Origin of the sequence: Capnocytophaga sp. G2, assembly GCF_035282625.1 — a bacterium.
Taxonomy (GTDB): domain Bacteria; phylum Bacteroidota; class Bacteroidia; order Flavobacteriales; family Flavobacteriaceae; genus Capnocytophaga.
In genome coordinates this window covers 102,628-119,535 of record NZ_JAYKBU010000007.1, presented here as the reverse complement: position 1 = coordinate 119,535, position 16,908 = coordinate 102,628, and the positions used below count along the sequence as shown (strand labels likewise).

Here is a 16,908-nt window from a genome sequence, read left to right as displayed (position 1 = left end):
TAAAATATGAAAATAGCTATTGATTGTAGAATGCATAATAGTTCTGGCATTGGAACTTATTTACAAGGAATTCTTCCTCATCTATTAAATGAGCAGAAGAATGATTATTTGCTATTAGGAGATATCAATATACTATCTAAATATAAAGCAAACAATGTAGAAATTCAAAAGGTGAATATACCTATTTTTTCAATGAAAGAATTATTTTGTTTCCCTTGTTCCAAAATTAATTCTTGTGATGCATTTTTGACTCCTAATTTTAATATACCAATGGAAATAAAAGTACCTATTTATGCTTTTATTCATGATGTTGTTTTTTTGGATATTAAAGGACTAACTTCAAAAATAGGATACTATATAAGAAAATATTATTTAAAAAGGGCAATCAATATAGCTAAAAAAATCTTTACTGTTTCAGAGTTCTCTAAGAAAAGAATTTCATTCCATTTCAAAAAAGCAAAAGATATTATTGTAGCACCTTGTGCTATCAAAAACAAACTTATAAATTATTTTCCACAAAAAGTTTCTAATTCTAAAGAATTTATTATCTTTGTAGGTAATATAAAACCTCATAAAGGATTAGATACTTTAGTAAAAGGATGGAAATATGCAAGAGAAAAAGAATTTGATAAACAATTAATAATAGTAGGAGAAAAAGAAGGTTTTAAAACTAAACTTTCTAATGAAGATTTTCTTAAAGATAAAGATATTATTTTTACAGGCAAAATATCAGATGAAGAACTCTATGATTATATAAGCAATGCAACTGTTTTAGTTCAACCTTCTATTTATGAAGGTTTTGGACTTCCTCCATTAGAAGCTCTTTACTTAGGGACTACTTGTTTATTATCTGATATAGAAGTTTTTAAAGAACTCTATTCAGATTTTCAAAATTGTTACTCTTTTAAAAGAGAAAATGCAAAAGATTTAGGTGAAAAACTATTATCTATATCTCCAAAAAAAATAGAACAAAAAGAATTTTTAATTAGTCATTTTGATTTCAGAAAAACTACACAAATTATTTTAGAAAATATAGTATGAAAATCTTACATATAGGGAAATTCTACCCTCCTTATTTTGGGGGAATTGAAAAAGTTAATTATGATATTGTAGAAGGTTTGAATGCAAAAGATATTCAAACTGATGTATTGTGCTCCAATCATGTCAAAGGAGATACTTTTTCAGAAATTCCTTATAAGATATATAGAGCTCATACTTTAAAAGTTATAGCTTCTACACCTTTAAGTTATAGACTTATAACAACTTTAAAGAAAATACAAGATAATTATGATATTATTCATATTCATTTACCTAATCCTATGGCTAACTTAGCTGTTTTTCTTACACGCCCTAAGGCTAAAATTATTTTACATTGGCATAGTGATATCATAAAACAAAAAAAATTATTGAAACTATATAGTCCTTTACAAACCTGGTTATTAAAGAAGGCTGATAAAATAGTTACTACTACTCCTACTTACTTAGAAGGTTCCGATACTTTAAAAAAATATAAAAATAAAATAGTTTGTATTCCTATCGGTATTGATAGTAAGGAATTATTCATAGATCAAAATACTTTAAATAGCCTAAAAAACAGATATAAAGGATATAAAATAATTTTTAGCTTAGGAAGACTTGTTTATTATAAAGGTTTTGAATATTTAATAGAAGCTGCTAGATCTCTACCAAATGATGTTATTATTCTAATAGCAGGTATTGGCGAATTAAAAGAAAAATTACAAGAACATATTTCTAAATATAATTTACAAGATAAGGTAAAACTCTTGGGAAAAATTCCTTTTGAAAATTTAGGAGCTTATTATGGACTTTGCGATATTTTTTGTCTTCCTTCTACAGAGCGATCAGAAGCTTTTGGAGTAGTTCAAATCGAAGCTATGGCTTTTGGAAAACCTATTATTTCTACAAGTATTCAAGGATCAGGAGTAGATTGGGTCAATCTTAATAATATATCAGGTATTATAGTACCTCCTAAAGATACTAACAGATTGGCAGAAGCTATTATGGAATTACTCACTGATGAAAAGAAATACCAACAGTTATCAATAGGTGCTAAAAAAAGATATGAAGAAGCATTTACAAAAGATAAAATGGTCAATAGCTTTAAAAACCTCTATTTAGAAATATTAGAATCTTAATCTATAATTCATATTATTTTCGTACCTTTGCACAAACGAATCATAATGGCTAAAAGAGCACTCATTACAGGAATTACGGGACAAGACGGTGCCTATCTTGCGGAATATCTCCTTAAGAAAGGATATCAAGTACATGGTATGAAGCGCCGTTCGTCCTTGTTTAACACGGATCGTATTGATCATCTCTATCAGGATCCACATCTGGAAAACCGCAATCTTATCTTGCACTATGGCGACCTTACCGATAGTATGAATATCACACGCCTTATCCAAGAGGTGCAACCTGATGAAATCTACAACTTAGCCGCTATGAGCCACGTACATGTGAGTTTCCAAACCCCTGAGTACGTAGGTAATGCAGACGGATTGGGTACCTTACGTATCTTGGAAGCCGTACGCTTATTAGGACTAACAGAGAAAACACGTATCTATCAGGCTTCTACTTCTGAATTATACGGATTGATACAAGAAGTGCCTCAGAGTGAGAAGACTCCTTTCTATCCACGTTCACCTTATGCAGTAGCTAAACTCTATGCGTATTGGATTACGGTGAATTACCGTGAAGCATATAAGATGCACGCTTCCAATGGGATTCTCTTCAACCATGAATCGCCTATCCGTGGGGAAACTTTCGTAACGCGTAAGGTAACCCGTGCCCTAAGCCGTCTGGCTTTGGGTATGCAGGAATGTTTCTATATGGGGAATCTTAGCTCTCAGCGTGACTGGGGACATGCCAAGGATTATATCAAGGCAATGTACCTTATCTTACAACAAGATACACCTTCTGACTATGTAATCGCTACAGGTATCACTACCGCTATCCGTGATTTCATTACCTTAGCTGGAAAGGAAATCGGTCTTACCATAGAGTTCAAGGGTGAAGGTGCTGAGGAAAAAGGATATATCACTGCGATAGACAAAGTTGTATTCTCTGAAAAAGTAGGCGAAAAATACCTTCCTCATATAGAAGAGAAAATAGCCAAAAATGAAGCTGTAGTATTGGTGGATCCTCAGTATTTCCGCCCTACCGAAGTGGATTTGCTTATAGGCGATCCTACCAAATCACAAACAGTTTTAGGTTGGAAACCTCAGTATGATCTCAAAACATTAGTGGAAGATATGATGCGTTCTGATATCAAGCTCTTCAAGCGAGATGCTTATCTCAAAGAAGGAGGTTTTAAAATTATGAATTATTTTGAATAAATAAGATATGCAACTCACACAAAAGCTAAGATATCTCTTCATAAGTGATTTGGAAAAATACTCTCCTATCTTAGAGGAAGATTTGAAAAATCTACTTACAAGCACTTCTATTCCTTATTTCAAAGGAAAAGAAGGGACTGATGTGGTGGCTTTTTGCTTTGAATACGACCATAAAGAACTAACTATTTTCTTCTATGCTTTAGGGAAAGGGAGCAAAATGATTTCAGATATTCTATTTCTCCCTACTCAAAGAATAGAAAAGCATTTTCCCTCGGATAAGTTTGTCATAGAGGAAGAGGATTTGGAAGACCTATTGTACGAAACAGAGCTAGAGGAAAACGAAATTGAAGACCTACTTATTGAATACCAACAAGAGAAACAGTCTATCTTTACCAACTGGTTTATAGCCCGTTGGAAAAATGTTACCGAACAACTTAATGTTACTATTGATGCCTACTTTTCTAAGCTCAACTCCTTTTATAAAACAGACTTGAATAGTTTAGAACCTATCAACATTGAGGAAATAGAAGAAAAATATAACAATATAGTATAATAAAACACAAATTCATATTAATCTTATGAGAAGATTTAATTTTATGTATGCTGTCGCTATAGGGGTGCTTACCTTAGGCAGCAACTTATTTGTAAATGCTCAAACAAAAGTGCATTTTTCTGAAAAAAGGTTGAAAACTGACACCTCAAAAGCAGGTTATGACGGACCTTACATCTTCTATACGGAGACGGAAGCAGTCGTAAAACAAATTCTTGAAAAAGACAATAAAGCCTATGTTAAAGTAGAGACTTTCAAAAACCCTATTGCCGGGAGAAAACTTAAATGTTATGTAGATGATAAAGATCATTTTACTTTTAAGGTACAAGAATTATTGCAGAATCAACCCTCTGTATACCCTATGCCTGAAAAACTCATTGCCATCTCCGATATAGAAGGACGCTTCCATGAGTTCAAACAATTCCTTATAAACAATAAAGTAATGGATAAGAATTACAAATGGACTTTTGGTAAGGGGCACTTGGTGACTGTAGGAGATTTCTTTGATCGCGGTTTGTTAGTCAGTCAGACACTCTGGCTTATCTACTCCTTGGAAGAACAAGCTGAAAAGGTTGGGGGTAAAGTGCATTTCGTTTTAGGAAATCATGACCTTATGAATATGAAAAATGATTTTCGTTATACTCGTAAGAAATACCTTGAAGATGCCAAGCTCATGGGAGAAGAGTACTATAATTTATATAAGCCCAATACAGAGTTAGGACGATGGTTAGCTACTAAAAATATCTTAGAAAAAATAGGAGACTATATCTTTATTCATGCAGGTATTTCAAAAGAAGTGAGTGATCTCAACCTCGGAGTAGAGGGAATTAATAAGTTTGCCAGAGGCTATTATTTCAGTAATGTAGAGGAAAAAGCAGGAGTTGATCCTATGCGTGCTATTATTTATATGCGTGGAAAAAGCCCAATGTGGTATCGTGGTTACGGGAAGGAAAGTATAGATAAAAATGAGTTTGCTGCCATCGCTAAGAATATGGGAGCTAAAAAGTTTGTTATTGGTCACACACTTCATGAATCAGTAACTTACCTCATGGATAAGCAAGTGATTGATCTTGATGTACTTCATGCCCAAGGGACTACCCAAGGATTACTTATCGAAAATGGACAAGAATATATGGTAGATATTAATGGACAAAAATCTTCAATAAAAGAACGTGCTAAGGAAGTTGATGACGATTAACCATTTATAAATTAGAACTAACAACTATGAAAATCAATTTGGGATACTTTCTTTGTTATTCTAAATTGATTTTTTAATTATCTCTATTATGAACAAAAATGCAAAAATCTATGTAGCAGGACACCGAGGCTTGGTGGGATCTGCTATTTGGAAAAACCTTAAAAACAAGGGGTATACGCACCTTATAGGTCGTACTCATACTGAATTAGACCTACGTAACACAGAAGCAGTCAATGCTTTCTTTGATAAGGAAAAGCCTGAATATGTGTTCTTAGCAGCTGCTAAAGTAGGAGGTATCATGGCTAATAATACTTATCGTGCCGATTTTATCTACGAGAACTTAATGATTCAGAATAATGTAATTCATGCCGCTTATGAGAATGAGGTGAAAAAACTTCTTTTCTTAGGTAGCACATGCATTTACCCTAAAGAGGCTCCCCAGCCTATGTCTGAAAACTGCTTACTCACCTCTCCACTGGAATATACCAATGAGCCTTATGCTATTGCCAAAATTGCGGGTATCAAGATGTGTGAAAGTTATAACCTACAATATGGTACCAATTTTATTTCAGTGATGCCTACTAATCTCTACGGACCTAATGATAATTTTGATTTGGAACGTTCTCATGTACTCCCCGCTATGATTCGCAAAATTCATTTAGCTAAAGCTCTTTTGGAGGACGATTGGCAGGCTATCAAAAAAGATCTTAACAAACGTCCTATTGAAGGATATATCACCGGAGAAAGCAAGAAAGAAGATATCATTGATATTCTTTCCAAATATGGAATACTAAGAGATAAGGTGATACTTTGGGGTACAGGTACACCACTTAGAGAATTTCTATGGAGTGAGGATATGGCAGATGCTTGTGTCTTTATCATGGAACACATCAACTTCAAGGATACTTATGCAGCCGATAGCAAAGAGGTACGCAACACACATATCAATATAGGTACTGGATCCGATCTAAGTGTTAAAGCACTTTCTGATCTCATTCGTGAAACAATCGGTTACAAAGGTGTGATAGCTTTTGATAATTCCAAACCCGATGGTACCATGAAGAAACTCACTGACCCTACTAAACTAAACAACTTGGGGTGGAAACATACTATTTCCTTAGAAAAGGGCGTTAAGATGATGTATGAACATTACCTGAAATGAAATTCCAATTAATATCCGATTTTAAGCCTATGGGCGACCAGCCCGGTGCAATTGCTTCTTTGGTCAGTGGCATCAATGATCAAGAGAAATATCAAACACTCTTAGGGGTTACTGGCTCTGGGAAAACCTTTACCATCGCCAATGTAGTGGAGCAAGTACAGGTGCCTACCTTGGTCTTGGCACATAATAAGACCCTTGCCGCTCAGCTCTATAATGAGTTTAAGGCTTTCTTCCCTAACAATGCAGTAGAATACTTCGTCTCTTATTATGATTACTATCAGCCAGAAGCATATATACCCGTTACGGGAGTGTATATAGAAAAAGACTTGTCCATCAATGAGGATATTGAGCGTATGCGCCTGAGTACCACCTCTGCCCTACTCTCAGGGCGAAGGGATGTGCTGGTAGTAGCCTCCGTGTCCTGCCTGTATGGCATTGGGAATCCCTTGGAGTTCCAGAAGAATGTTATCTCTATAGGGGAGGGACAGACTCTTACACGTACCAAGTTTATGCACCAACTCGTACAGAGCCTCTATGCACGTACTACAGCCGACTTCCTACATGGTAATTTCAGGGTAAAGGGCGATGTGATTGATGTCTTTCCCGGTTATAGCGAAACACCTCTTAGGGTACATTTCTTCGGCAATGAAATCGAACTAATAGAGACCTTTGACCGTGAGACAAATAAGACTATAGAACGGTTGGAGAAAATCAACATCTATCCAGCCAATATGTTTGTAACTTCTCCCGATGTGTTACAAGCAGCTATCAAGGATATTCAGAACGATTTGGTCAAGCAGATTGAGTTTTTCCAATCGGCAGGGAAAACCTTAGAAGCAAAGCGGCTGGAGGAACGTACTAATTTTGATCTGGAGATGATACGTGAATTAGGTTATTGCTCTGGCATAGAGAATTATTCCCGCTACTTGGACAGGCGCCCTCCTGGAAGTCGCCCGTTCTGCTTAATAGACTATTTTCCAAAGGATTTTCTTATGGTCATTGATGAGAGCCACGCCACCATACCTCAAGTACGTGCAATGTATGGGGGCGACAGGAGCAGAAAAGAGAACTTAGTAGAGTATGGTTTCCGCCTTCCTGCAGCGATGGACAACCGTCCGCTTAAGTTCGAAGAGTTCGAAGCACTACAAAATCAGGTGATCTATGTGAGTGCTACCCCCGCAGACTACGAATTGCAGAAGTGCGGAGGCGTATATGTGGAACAGGTCATTCGCCCTACTGGTTTGCTTGACCCTAAGATAGAGGTACGCCCTAGCAAAAACCAAATAGATGACCTCTTGGAAGAGATACAAAAGTGTGTAGAGGAAGACCAGCGCGTACTGGTAACCACCCTTACCAAGCGTATGGCGGAGGAGCTGACTAAGTACCTAACCAAGATGGAGGTACGTTGCCGCTATGTGCATAGTGATGTGGATACGCTGGAGCGTATTGAGATTATGCAAGACCTTAGAAAAGGGCTTTTTGACGTACTTATAGGAGTGAACCTGCTCAGGGAAGGATTAGACCTCCCAGAAGTATCCTTGGTAGCTATCTTGGATGCTGATAAGGAAGGCTTCTTGCGTTCGGCTCGTTCGATGACCCAGACCGTAGGACGTGCTGCACGTAATATTAATGGGCGTGCCATTATGTATGCCGACAAAATCACCGATAGTATGCGTGTGACCATTGAGGAAACCGCCTACCGAAGGGAAAAACAAATGAACTATAACCTTACCCACGGCATCACCCCCCAACCACTCCATAAAAGGATTGAAAACGCACTCAGCAAAAGCCCTATTACGGAATTTCACTACGAGAATACACCAAAAAAGAAAGAAACTACCTCTACCAAGCCAATGAGTCGTGAGGAACTCGAAAAGGAAATACAGCAAACTCGCAAGCTGATGGAAGCAGCTTCCAAAGAATTGGACTTCATTCAAGCGGCGCACTATCGAGACCTACTCAAGGAACTTCAGGAAAAGCTTCAAGCAAGCTCCTTATAGGCATTGTGTATCAAAAGATAATCAGCAAGCACCAAGGCAGACATCGCCTCTACGATGGGTACCGCACGAGGTACTACACAGGGGTCATGTCTGCCTTTTCCTTGGAACTGCACCACCTCCCCTGCCCTATTGATCGTCTCTTGCTCCTGCATAAGCGTTGCCACCGGCTTGAAGGCTACACGGAAATAGATATCCATTCCATTGGAAATGCCCCCTTGTATGCCCCCTGAGTAGTTGGTACGAGTCGTGCCATCAGGTAGGAATATATCGTTGTTTTGGCTTCCTCTTTTTCTAGTAGAAGCGAATCCCCCTCCGTAGTCAAAACCTTTTACGGCATTGATAGAAAGCATGGCCTTACCCAACTCACCATGTAAGCGGTCAAAAACGGGTTCGCCCAATCCTACAGGCACGCCTTGTATTACACAAGAAACAATACCTCCAACTGTATCTCCGTCCTTGCGTACCTCCCTGATATAAGCCTCCATTTGCGCTGCTAATACAGGGTCTGGACAGCGTACAGGATTCTTTTCTATTTGAGAAAAATCAAGCTGACTATAATCCTCTTCAGGTAATGATAGCTCCCCTACGGCTGATACATAGGCCGTAATTTTTATGCCTTTCAGGAACTGCTTGGCGATAGCTCCTGCCACTACGCGAACGGCTGTTTCCCGTGCAGAACTACGTCCGCCTCCACGATGGTCGCGCAAGCCGTATTTCTGTTCATACACATAATCCGCGTGAGAGGGACGATATAAGTCCTTCAAATGATCATAGTCCTCAGAATGTTGTTGGGTATTGGCTATGATAAACCCAATAGGTACCCCTGTGGTCTTTCCCTCAAAGATACCCGAAAGAAACTGTACCTTATCAGCTTCCTTACGTTGGGTTACGATAGCCGACTGCCCAGGCCGACGCCTATCAAGCTCTCTCTGTATTTGCTCAAAGTCCAATGCGATTCCCGCAGGGCAACCATCAATCACTCCTCCTATAGCGGATCCGTGTGATTCACCAAAGGTAGTGAGTCTAAACAAATGTCCAAATGTATTTCCTGCCATAGTCCTAATCTTCTAATTTTTCAATAGTAACTTCATAAAGCTGCTCAAAAAGCTGTTCTACATAGCTGGCTTCAGCCTTACGTACCTCTACAAGGAGCGTACAGTTCATCTCCATAGTCTGTGAAACAATGGTGAGATTCCTATCCTTGATGATTTTCATCACCTTATTCATATCCTTGTAATCAAAGACAATTTGGTAGGTAAGGTCAATGGTGCGTTCCTCTATTTCAGCCTCTTGAAGAGTGAGCTGAGCAGTGGTTTTGTAGGCAGTAATAAGGCCACTTACCCCCAACTTGATCCCACCAAAGTAGCGCACTATGATCAGTAGTACATTGGTCAGCTCAAAGGACTGTATCTGCCTGTAGATAGGTAGCCCTGCTGTACCACTGGGTTCTCCATCGTCATTCGCTCTATAGGTAAAGTGCTCTTTGCCCAACTGATAGGCATAGCACCAGTGCCGTGCTGAAAAGTGTTCTTTCTTAACCGCCTCCAAGTACTTTTTTACCTCCTTTTCGGTAGTAACAGGGTACAAATAACCTATAAACTTACTGCTCTTATCCTTATAGATAATATCGGTAACAGGTTTTATAATAGTTCTATAAGTATCTTTCATTTCTTATATAGAGAATTATAGGTCTTTACAAAATTTTCATAATCTATTATCCTTTCCTTAATTACATTTCATTTTCCAATACAAAATCGTGAAAATATATTCCCCAAGACTTCGTCATTGCTCACCGCTCCTGTGATACTGCCTAAGTGATAGAGCATCTCACGTATATCTATAGCCAACAAATCTCCTGAGAGCTGTGTAGCAAGTCCTTCCTCTACCCTATCAAGAGCTATAAGAGTTTGCTGAAGCGCTTCCAAATGACGAATATTGGTAATAATGGTAGCACTTTCTGTTGTGGTGAGTTCTTTGGCATAGGAAGAAAGGATCTCTTTGAGTGCCTCTATATTGATTTTTTCTTTAGCCGATATTCTTAGCTGACCATAACCATATTTCCGTTCCTTGGAGTTTAGTTTTTCTTCTATTTCTTCATCAAAATCAGACAACCCTATATATTCACTATCTGTTTTGTTATGTAAGAGCAATATTTTTAATCCTTTTCGGTAATTCTCTTGTACAAATTGGACTACTTCATCGGTGGTATTCTCTTTTTCGTTATACAAATAAAGTACTATTTGTGCCTTTTTTATTTTCTCTTTTGCTTTTTCTACTCCTATAGCTTCTATTTTATCTTGGGTATCACGAATGCCTGCGGTATCAATAAAGCGAAAGGTAATTCCATCTATATGAAGAGTTTCTTCTATCGTATCGCGGGTCGTCCCTGCTATATCAGATACAATAGCACGTTCCTCGTTCAGCAGTGTATTAAGCAAAGTTGACTTGCCTGCATTGGGTTTGCCTACAATAGCAACAGGTATCCCATTCTTGATCGCATTGCCTGCGGAGAAAGATTGCACAAGTCTTTGCAGAATTGTTCTTATTCTTTGCAAAAGTTGTTCCAACTGCTCTCTATCGGCAAAGGCTACATCTTCCTCTGAAAAATCTAATTCCAATTCTATCAGCGAGGCAAAGTTAAGCAATTCTTGTCTAAGTCCTTCTATCTTGGAAGTAAAACCACCACGCATCTGCTGCAAGGCTACTTGATGAGAAGCCTTGCTATCTGATGCAATCAGGTCGGCTACTGCTTCGGCTTGGTTGAGGGCTAATTTTCTATTGAGGAAAGCACGCTTGGTAAATTCCCCTGCCTGAGCAAGTCTTGCCCCATTTGTCAAACACAATTTGATCACTTCTTGAATGATATAAGGACTCCCGTGGCAGGAAAACTCCACCACAGGTTCGCCTGTGTAGGATTTCTTTCCCTTGAAAATCGTTGCCAAACACTCATCTATTACTTGGTTTTCGTTTTTGATCGTTCCCAAATGGACGGTATGAGAAGGTGCCTCGGATAAGGTTTTCCCACTTAGTGTTTTAAATACTTTGTCCGCAAGTGCAATAGCTTCTTTTCCAGACAAGCGAATAATGGCAATAGCTCCTACCCCTGTAGCAGTAGCTAAAGCAACAATAGTATCGTTAGTATAAGGTATTTTTTCGTGATTCATAGACAAAATATTCTTTTTTACAGCTATCCTTTTTTGTTTTTAATGATAAATAATCTGTAAACATTAGAGAATCTGTAATTTTTATAAGCAAACAACGCATAATTCCACTTAGGATGGGTGTATACTTGATAGTTTTCGTATTGTTCTAAGGTTCCTCCTGAGATTGTACGATAAATTGTGCTGCTCTTTAATAGGTTTTCTTCATCGAACATAGTCATTCCTTTTTTCAGATGAAAGGTTTTTCCATTTACCTCAATAGAAAGGAAAAGAATACCTTCTTCCCAAGTGGTACGATAAGAGATTGATCCGCCTCCAATTCCTGAACTGGTATTACTTCCTGAACTTTCCACTTTGAAATATTGAGGAATAATTTTTTCACGTCTTTGGCTTTCTTCTTTAGGAATATTTTCATTTTTTAGTGAAAATAAGTCTATTCTTTTTCCTTTTGACATCTTATCATCATCAATGATATTCTCTTTTTCATAATCAGAAAGCTGTTCCATAGACCGAAAAGACTTATTTCCATCTATCGCCCAAGAACAATAACGATTCCCTTTGAAATCCATAAGATAATCTCCATAAAATCCATCGAAAAGATTTTCTATTCCATCTGTTTTTTCTATTTTCAATGTATCAATCCTATTTCCTTGCGTATCATATTTGGATAGATAACCTAAAGGTTCATCATCACTTATAATAAGTTCATTTTTCTGATTGACAAAAGCAAATTCTACTAGTTTGTTTTCTCCTTCAGGAAGCATCACCATCGTATTTCCTTCATAAGAAACGGTATTTCCACTAAGTGCTACATACTTTTTATATTTAGAAGGAAGTGTCATATCCGAAAATGTTTTTGCTATAGAATTATAAAGAGAATCATAGCCAAAAAAATTGGCTATTAATGGAATGGCAAAAATTCCTGAAATAAAAAGTCCTATTTTGGCTATTTTCCTTACTTTTTCTGATTTGTAAAAGAAAGAAAAATAGATAAGAACTCCAACCACTAAGGTAAGTGTTATAGAAAGATATAGCATAGCAATTATGATAAAGAAAAATAACATATATTTTGCTATATCATAATAAAATGCATAGTAAGTCAAAATTCCTAATACTAAGAAAGCAGGACTTATAAGCAGAAAAAATAGTTTGTTATCTATAGAAGTATCTATAGTATCTATAATCCCAAAATATAGAATATATAATAAGAAACTAACAACAAATACCCTTCCAAAGTGTGGTTTTTTATTTTCCATAAGTGTAAAATTATTTTTAAGAGATGAATTATATACTTATTGATATATTCACATAGAGATATATAGCCGAAACCATATTATAGACATTGCAAGTAAAATACTTGTTATCCAAAGTCCTTTCTTTGCCCATCTGTAGAAAAAACTATAAAATAAAAAGAATAATAAAGCTATAAATAAAGGAACTGCTATAAGATTCATATAGAAATACATCATCGAAACTCTGAAATTACTAAAATCAAGATAATCCAAATCGGTAATATGTGCCATTATAGCGTAATAGAAATTGATAAGTAAGAGAATCAAACTTATAATGATGCCTACTGAGATACTTGGTTTCTTTTTCATAAACTAATGAGAGTATAAAATCTTATCCTATAAATAAAATAAAGCAGCCATTAATTACGTAATAACCAATCCTATTCTCGCCCATTTATAGAAGAAACTATAAAATAGAAAGAATAATAGATTGACCCCAAGGATAAAAGGGAATATATAGAACAGAAAAAGATAAATGAAAAATTCCAAACTATTATAATTAAATTCGAAACCATTTCTTTCTATATAATATATAAACATATAAACAATAGATAACACAGTAAGTGCTATGTTTATAATAATTCCTATTTTTATATTCGGTTTTTTCTTCATTTAATTAATTTTTAATTAGTAAAACGGTTATATTTTAAACATTTATACTGTATAATACACAAAAACAAGACTATATAATAGAATAACCAACCAATGATAGCGCTTGACATAAGAGAGCACATTAGCAAGTGAGACAAGCCAAGCAATCATCCCTACTGAAATATAGATAAAAAGCTTAATAGGTACATCAATATTAATATCTGATGAATATTTTATCTTTGCTAAAACAATAAAAATTACTATCGGAAGCCAAGCCAATATAGGGAATCCCTTTTTATTTTTCGTATATTCTTTCATAATCTTCAAGATTTGTTTTTTATTAGGTAATATTTGTATTCTGTGCCGAGCAAAGCATAGGATAAGTGTCTGTTAGTATATAATCGTATATCATTGTATATTTCCAGTGTTTCATTCTGATTCTGATAATAGCGAATATCATCGGTATGGCCAAAAGGAAAAAGATTTTGATAATAGAAAGTCTTTAGGTGTAGCTGCTGTTCATTCAAGAGCAACTTGAAATATACATTGCCTCGATATTCTTCTTCTTTAAAAGATTCTCTTTCTCCAAGTAACTGAAGTCCAGAATTATAGGTTTGTTTTTTCAAATAATACACAGGTTTTATATGGCGCTCTTTTGGGGCTTCTCCTATTTCAGGAGTAGGATTTTTGAAAGTAGTAAACAAATAAAAATGAGCTGGAAAAGAAAAATCTATATCTTTTGAAGAGAAAAAAACTTTTATTTTGGAATAATACAATTCATTTTCTTTTTTGATAATAACAATTTGGTTATCTTCACCATATATGTGTATAATAGTTATCAAGTCGGTAGGATCATCAAATAAATAGGCTTCTATATCTTTTTCTGAGAGTTGAGCTTCCCCTTTTAGTTCTTTCATAGGGAGAAAATCCTTCTTGCCATCTATCATAAAAGAAGAATAGGATTTTTCTACAAAATCTATCAAATAGCCCTCTTTAAGTGCGATGTTTCTCTTCTCTTTCTGATTATTTTCCAAATATAAGGTATCCGAAAGGTTTCCCTCTTTATCATATTTCAATATACAATCCACGGGCGCATTGGCATCTTCTGCATCATATTTGTAATACACTAACAGATTATCATTTTGGTCAAAGAACAAATCAGTATAAGCATATATTTCACTTTGAGGAATAGGCATAATTATTTTTCCTGCTTGTCTTACCTCTTTATCGTCTAACAAATCATATCCTCTTAATTCCTTAGGCATTTCTATATAAGAAATAAGATATTTGTAATAGGAATATACCACAGACGAATGCTTAGCAAGAGAAAACACAAGCATACAAATAGGAAATATACGTATAAAACGCTTAGTTACGCTATTCTTTTGATAGTAATAATAGGAAAATACACCTATAAAGAAAGATAATACATACAAAGTATATAATAATATTTCTTTTTTTATAAATGCAGTTCCGTAATTTCCTGACAATATCAGAAAATATACTAACAAAAAAATAATTCCTGTAAGAAAAGCAAAAAATAAGTGCAATAATTTCTTTTTCACAGCCCTAAATTTATTTTATAAGATAGAAACTTCCTTTTTATTGTATCCATATTTATTGAGAGATATACCTAAAACCATATTTTAGATTTATGAAGTTTGAATTATATACAAACAAGCTATCTCCCTGTATATCTTGCCTTTCTACTAAATTACCATCCTGTAATAGAGGGGCTTTTACACCTTCTGAAAACCGCTTATTTCCTATAAATATTCGAGCTTCGTCCCATAATCTTTCATTTATAAATTGCTGAAGTACTTGGGTGCCTCCTTCTACTATAAGGCTTTGTACATTCTTTTCATACAGATAGTTACAAACTTGTTTTGGCATAGAAAAAGAAGGATTAAAAGGGACAAAAGATACATTAAAAGTATCAGTCATCTCTTTTGAAGTGAAAACAACAGTAGGCATCTTCTGAAAAACTGCTAAGGAATCAGGTAACGAATGACTAGCATCTATCACTATGCGCAAAGGAGTATTTCCTACCCAATATCGTGTGGTAAGTGAAGGATTATCTTGTACTACAGTACTTTTCCCGACTAAGATAGCTCCTTCCTGAGCCCTCCATAAGTGGGTTAGTTGTTGGGAAAAATCATTGGTAATCCATACGGGAGCTTTGTTTTTCCTCTGTTGTGGAGCAATGAAGCCATCTCTGGTTTGTGCCCACTTAAGGATAATATAGGGGCGCTTCTGGGAATGAAAGGTGAAAAAACGAATATTCAGTGCTTGGCTTTCCTGTTCTAAGACGTCTAAAACTACTTCTCTTCCTGCTTGCTGCAAGCGCTGAATACCTTTACCTGCAACTTTAGAATAGATATCAGTACAACCAATAACAATTCTGGGAATTCCCTTTTCAATAATCAAATCTGCACAAGGAGGCGTTTTCCCAAAATGTACACAGGGTTCTAAGTTCACATACAAAGTACTCTCTTTCAATAGACTTTTATCCCTCACTGAGGTTATTGCATTAACTTCGGCATGGGGTTCACCCGCCTTGGTATGCCACCCCTCTCCTATGATTTTTCCCTGATGAACAATCACACTACCTACTAAAGGATTGGGATAAGTATAGCCCATCGCCTTACGAGCTAAAAACAGACAACGCTGCATATATTTTTCGTCTATTATCATAATCATTTCTGTTGGAATTTAGCTGAGACCCAATGATTACGCTCTATATGGCTAAGGAAGGAAAGTCCCACTTCTTGGCATTTCTCCTTTATGACAGGCAAATCCTCTATATAAAAACCACTTACAAGAAGTAAGCCCGCAGGAGACAATGCTTTGGCATAAGCGGGAATATCCGAAAGCAAGATATTTCTATTGATATTAGCAAGGATTAGCTGAAATTGCTCTCCAATAATTGTAGAAATATTTCCTTCCATTACTTTAATAAATGGACAATTATTCTGTTGCACATTCTCAGTAGCATTCTCCACACACCAAGGGTCTATATCAATAGCAGTAATATCACGAGCTCCTCGTAAGGATGCCATAATAGCCAAGATACCTGTGCCACAACCCATATCCAGAACCTTTACATTCTCAAGAGATAAGAGAATGAGCTGCTGGAGCATCATATAGGTTGTCTCATGATGTCCTGTCCCAAAACTCATTTTAGGAGTAATCATAATATCATAACGAGTAGTCGGTGTAGGGTGAAAGGTTGCCCGAACAGTGCAGATATCCTCTACTACAATAGGCGAGAAATTCTTTTCCCATTCCTCATTCCAATTAACCTGCTCTATTTCCTTTATTTGGTAAGAAATAATAAACTCATTACTTCTTAGAATAAAAATGTTCTGCAAAATATCTTTCTTCCAAAGGTCTTTAGGAATATAAGCTTTAATTCCAGTAGGTGTATCTACAAAACTTTCAAAGCTCACTTCTCCAAGTTCGGCAACAAGAATTTCTGATCCAGGCTCCTTAGGGGAAACTGTAAAATTATACTCTATATAATTCATTTGTGCAAATAAGTTATTGATCATTTTAAAAGCACAAAAATATAGAAATTAGGTTTGAAAAACAAATA

Annotated in this window: 15 protein-coding genes; 7 read left to right on the top strand and 8 right to left on the bottom strand. The window is 36.0% G+C overall.

The window, feature by feature from the left end; all coding sequences use genetic code 11:
* Positions 1–6 precede the first annotated feature (6 nt).
* The 7 genes from VJJ03_RS05815 to uvrB all read left to right on the top strand — a co-directional run bounded on the left by VJJ03_RS05815 (position 7) and on the right by uvrB (position 8,269).
* On the top strand, positions 7–1,041 hold the full coding sequence (locus tag VJJ03_RS05815) for a glycosyltransferase family 1 protein (protein WP_323974398.1): 1,035 nt from the start codon (positions 7–9) through the stop codon (positions 1,039–1,041).
* Positions 1,038–2,156 carry a glycosyltransferase gene (locus VJJ03_RS05810; protein WP_323974396.1) on the top strand — a complete coding sequence of 373 codons (1,119 nt, stop codon included), beginning with the start codon at positions 1,038–1,040 and terminating at the stop codon, positions 2,154–2,156. Before VJJ03_RS05815 ends, VJJ03_RS05810 begins: the two co-directional genes overlap by 4 nt.
* A gap of 45 nt (positions 2,157–2,201) precedes the next feature.
* Positions 2,202–3,359, top strand: a complete 1,158-nt coding sequence (gene gmd, locus VJJ03_RS05805) for a GDP-mannose 4,6-dehydratase (RefSeq protein WP_323974394.1) — start codon at positions 2,202–2,204, stop codon at positions 3,357–3,359.
* Positions 3,360–3,366: 7 nt separating this feature from the next.
* A complete protein-coding gene (locus VJJ03_RS05800; RefSeq protein WP_009745621.1) occupies positions 3,367–3,912 on the top strand; it encodes a hypothetical protein in 546 nt (181 codons plus the stop codon).
* A gap of 25 nt (positions 3,913–3,937) precedes the next feature.
* Entirely contained in the window at positions 3,938–5,107 is a 1,170-nt protein-coding gene (locus tag VJJ03_RS05795; protein ID WP_323974392.1) for a metallophosphoesterase, read from the top strand.
* Between the two features lie 88 nt (positions 5,108–5,195).
* A complete protein-coding gene (locus VJJ03_RS05790; protein ID WP_009745619.1) occupies positions 5,196–6,269 on the top strand; it encodes a GDP-L-fucose synthase family protein in 1,074 nt (357 codons plus the stop codon).
* Positions 6,266–8,269: an excinuclease ABC subunit UvrB gene (gene uvrB, locus VJJ03_RS05785; protein ID WP_323974390.1), complete on the top strand. Its 2,004-nt coding sequence runs from the start codon at positions 6,266–6,268 to the stop codon at positions 8,267–8,269. The genes VJJ03_RS05790 and uvrB overlap by 4 nt, the downstream gene beginning before the upstream one ends.
* Here the strand turns inward: uvrB and aroC are convergent.
* The 8 genes from aroC to prmA form a co-directional block, all read right to left on the bottom strand.
* Entirely contained in the window at positions 8,251–9,324 is a 1,074-nt protein-coding gene (gene aroC / locus VJJ03_RS05780; RefSeq protein WP_323974388.1) for a chorismate synthase, read from the bottom strand. The two genes, uvrB and aroC, sit on opposite strands and share 19 nt — an antisense overlap.
* A 4-nt stretch (positions 9,325–9,328) precedes the next feature.
* Positions 9,329–9,937, bottom strand: coding sequence for an IMPACT family protein (locus tag VJJ03_RS05775; RefSeq protein WP_009745616.1), 609 nt, complete (start codon positions 9,935–9,937; stop codon positions 9,329–9,331).
* A 68-nt stretch (positions 9,938–10,005) separates the two neighbouring features.
* The gene (gene mnmE, locus VJJ03_RS05770) at positions 10,006–11,433 is read right to left on the bottom strand and encodes a tRNA uridine-5-carboxymethylaminomethyl(34) synthesis GTPase MnmE (protein WP_323974386.1); all 1,428 of its coding nucleotides are present in this window, start codon (positions 11,431–11,433) and stop codon (positions 10,006–10,008) included.
* 23 nt (positions 11,434–11,456) lie between these two features.
* Complete coding sequence (locus VJJ03_RS05765) at positions 11,457–12,686, bottom strand: hypothetical protein (RefSeq protein WP_323974384.1); 1,230 nt, start codon at positions 12,684–12,686, stop codon at positions 11,457–11,459.
* Positions 12,687–13,376: 690 nt separating this feature from the next.
* Positions 13,377–13,631, bottom strand: a complete 255-nt coding sequence (locus tag VJJ03_RS05760) for a hypothetical protein (protein ID WP_009745611.1) — start codon at positions 13,629–13,631, stop codon at positions 13,377–13,379.
* Positions 13,632–13,636: 5 nt separating this feature from the next.
* Positions 13,637–14,878: a hypothetical protein gene (locus tag VJJ03_RS05755; protein WP_323974381.1), complete on the bottom strand. Its 1,242-nt coding sequence runs from the start codon at positions 14,876–14,878 to the stop codon at positions 13,637–13,639.
* A gap of 52 nt (positions 14,879–14,930) precedes the next feature.
* Entirely contained in the window at positions 14,931–16,013 is a 1,083-nt protein-coding gene (gene ribD, locus VJJ03_RS05750) for a bifunctional diaminohydroxyphosphoribosylaminopyrimidine deaminase/5-amino-6-(5-phosphoribosylamino)uracil reductase RibD (protein WP_009745609.1), read from the bottom strand.
* Positions 16,010–16,840: a 50S ribosomal protein L11 methyltransferase gene (gene prmA / locus VJJ03_RS05745; RefSeq protein WP_323974379.1), complete on the bottom strand. Its 831-nt coding sequence runs from the start codon at positions 16,838–16,840 to the stop codon at positions 16,010–16,012. The genes ribD and prmA overlap by 4 nt, the downstream gene beginning before the upstream one ends.
* Between the last annotated feature and the right edge of the window lie 68 nt (positions 16,841–16,908).

Coding starts and splice junctions, on each gene's coding strand:
- gmd (WP_323974394.1), top strand. CDS start 2,202: ATGGCTAAAAGAGCACTCATTACAGGAATTACGGGACAAGACGGTGCC.
- VJJ03_RS05815 (WP_323974398.1), top strand. CDS start 7: ATGAAAATAGCTATTGATTGTAGAATGCATAATAGTTCTGGCATTGGA.
- ribD (WP_009745609.1), bottom strand. CDS start 16,013: ATGATTATGATAATAGACGAAAAATATATGCAGCGTTGTCTGTTTTTA.
- mnmE (WP_323974386.1), bottom strand. CDS start 11,433: ATGAATCACGAAAAAATACCTTATACTAACGATACTATTGTTGCTTTA.
- VJJ03_RS05760 (WP_009745611.1), bottom strand. CDS start 13,631: ATGAAAGAATATACGAAAAATAAAAAGGGATTCCCTATATTGGCTTGG.
- VJJ03_RS05790 (WP_009745619.1), top strand. CDS start 5,196: ATGAACAAAAATGCAAAAATCTATGTAGCAGGACACCGAGGCTTGGTG.
- uvrB (WP_323974390.1), top strand. CDS start 6,266: ATGAAATTCCAATTAATATCCGATTTTAAGCCTATGGGCGACCAGCCC.
- aroC (WP_323974388.1), bottom strand. CDS start 9,324: ATGGCAGGAAATACATTTGGACATTTGTTTAGACTCACTACCTTTGGT.
- VJJ03_RS05795 (WP_323974392.1), top strand. CDS start 3,938: ATGAGAAGATTTAATTTTATGTATGCTGTCGCTATAGGGGTGCTTACC.
- prmA (WP_323974379.1), bottom strand. CDS start 16,840: ATGAATTATATAGAGTATAATTTTACAGTTTCCCCTAAGGAGCCTGGA.
- VJJ03_RS05775 (WP_009745616.1), bottom strand. CDS start 9,937: ATGAAAGATACTTATAGAACTATTATAAAACCTGTTACCGATATTATC.
- VJJ03_RS05765 (WP_323974384.1), bottom strand. CDS start 12,686: ATGGAAAATAAAAAACCACACTTTGGAAGGGTATTTGTTGTTAGTTTC.
- VJJ03_RS05810 (WP_323974396.1), top strand. CDS start 1,038: ATGAAAATCTTACATATAGGGAAATTCTACCCTCCTTATTTTGGGGGA.
- VJJ03_RS05800 (WP_009745621.1), top strand. CDS start 3,367: ATGCAACTCACACAAAAGCTAAGATATCTCTTCATAAGTGATTTGGAA.